Here is a 1,563-nt window from a genome sequence, read left to right as displayed (position 1 = left end):
GGATCGTCGCCTCTCTCGCCCTCGGTGTCCTGACCCACATCGCGTGGGATGTCCTCACGCACGAGGGGCGGGCGGGAGTGCAACTGTTCCCCGTCCTCGATGAGCAGTGGGGGCCAGTGCCCGGGGTGAAGTGGCTCCAGCACGCGTCGAGCCTGTTCGGTCTGGTCGTCCTCGCCGTCTTCGCGGCGATGTGGCTTGCGCGTCGTGCTCCGCAGCCGGTGAACCGAGTGATCCCGGATGCCGCCCGCCTGGCGTGGTGGCTCTCACTCCCGCTCGCCCTGCTGGTGTCCAGCGCCAGCGCCATCGTCCTCGCCGGGGGATTCGGTCCGGACTTCACGCCGACCCATCTCATCTACGGCGTCCTCACCAAGGTCGCCACCGCGTGGGCCGTCGTGACCGTTGCACTCGCCCTCGCGGTGCAAGCCCGTCGTCGTGCGTGACTTCCGCGTGTTTCCGGGGTTGTGGGGGTGCGACACGCCCGGGGTGTGGGGTGGATTGGACGGATGGGTGGGATCCGCGTAACTTATTACTTGTTCGCCCCACAGGGGAGAGCGGAGCGGCCGGAAGGCCCCGCGTCCTCTCAAGTGGTGAATGACTTCCAAGATCTGCACTGGATGGTGTAGAGTTTTGGTTCTGGTCTTCGACTGGTTTCTTACGAGGTTGATCCGTTACGGATCCCACTGTGAGGGTTACTGGGTTGGGGATCGTATAAGGTAGTGAAGTTGCCTCATGGTTACGGTCTTTTGGGCTGGTTCTGTGGGTGCGTCCGTTCCTTGAGAACTCAACAGCGTGCACTTGTCAAATGCCAATTTATTCCTCGTCGGTCTTCGGACTGCGAGAAATTCCTTTGGATCAAAGTCCAACCCTTTGGGGTTGGCATCTGGATAGTCAGTTTTGACTTCCTGTTTGGTCAGATTGAACTCGTCTGTCCCGACCTTATTCCGGTTGGGTGGGCATTTTTCTTTTACGGAGAGTTTGATCCTGGCTCAGGATGAACGCTGGCGGCGTGCTTAACACATGCAAGTCGAACGGTGAAGCCAAGCTTGCTTGGTGGATCAGTGGCGAACGGGTGAGTAACACGTGAGCAACCTGCCCTGGACTCTGGGATAAGCGCTGGAAACGGCGTCTAATACTGGATATGAGCTCTCATCGCATGGTGGGGGTTGGAAAGATTTTTCGGTCTGGGATGGGCTCGCGGCCTATCAGCTTGTTGGTGAGGTAATGGCTCACCAAGGCGTCGACGGGTAGCCGGCCTGAGAGGGTGACCGGCCACACTGGGACTGAGACACGGCCCAGACTCCTACGGGAGGCAGCAGTGGGGAATATTGCACAATGGGCGGAAGCCTGATGCAGCAACGCCGCGTGAGGGATGACGGCCTTCGGGTTGTAAACCTCTTTTAGCAGGGAAGAAGCGAGAGTGACGGTACCTGCAGAAAAAGCGCCGGCTAACTACGTGCCAGCAGCCGCGGTAATACGTAGGGCGCAAGCGTTATCCGGAATTATTGGGCGTAAAGAGCTCGTAGGCGGTTTGTCGCGTCTGCTGTGAAAGTCCGGGGCTCAACT

General features: G+C 59.4%; 1 protein-coding gene and 1 rRNA gene. Both read left to right on the top strand.

Going from position 1 to position 1,563, the window contains the following annotated elements; all coding sequences use genetic code 11:
- On the top strand, nt 1–440 hold a 440-nt coding region (locus tag LQV45_RS31295), incomplete at its 5' end, for a DUF4184 family protein (protein ID WP_230011241.1).
- A gap of 523 nt (nt 441–963) precedes the next feature.
- Nucleotides 964–1,563, top strand: a 16S ribosomal RNA gene (locus LQV45_RS31290); the annotation flags it as partial.

The organism is Microbacterium sp. Bi128, from assembly GCF_918698205.1.
Note: the sequence above shows the minus strand (reverse complement) of the source record. Positions and strands in the feature narration are given on the sequence as shown.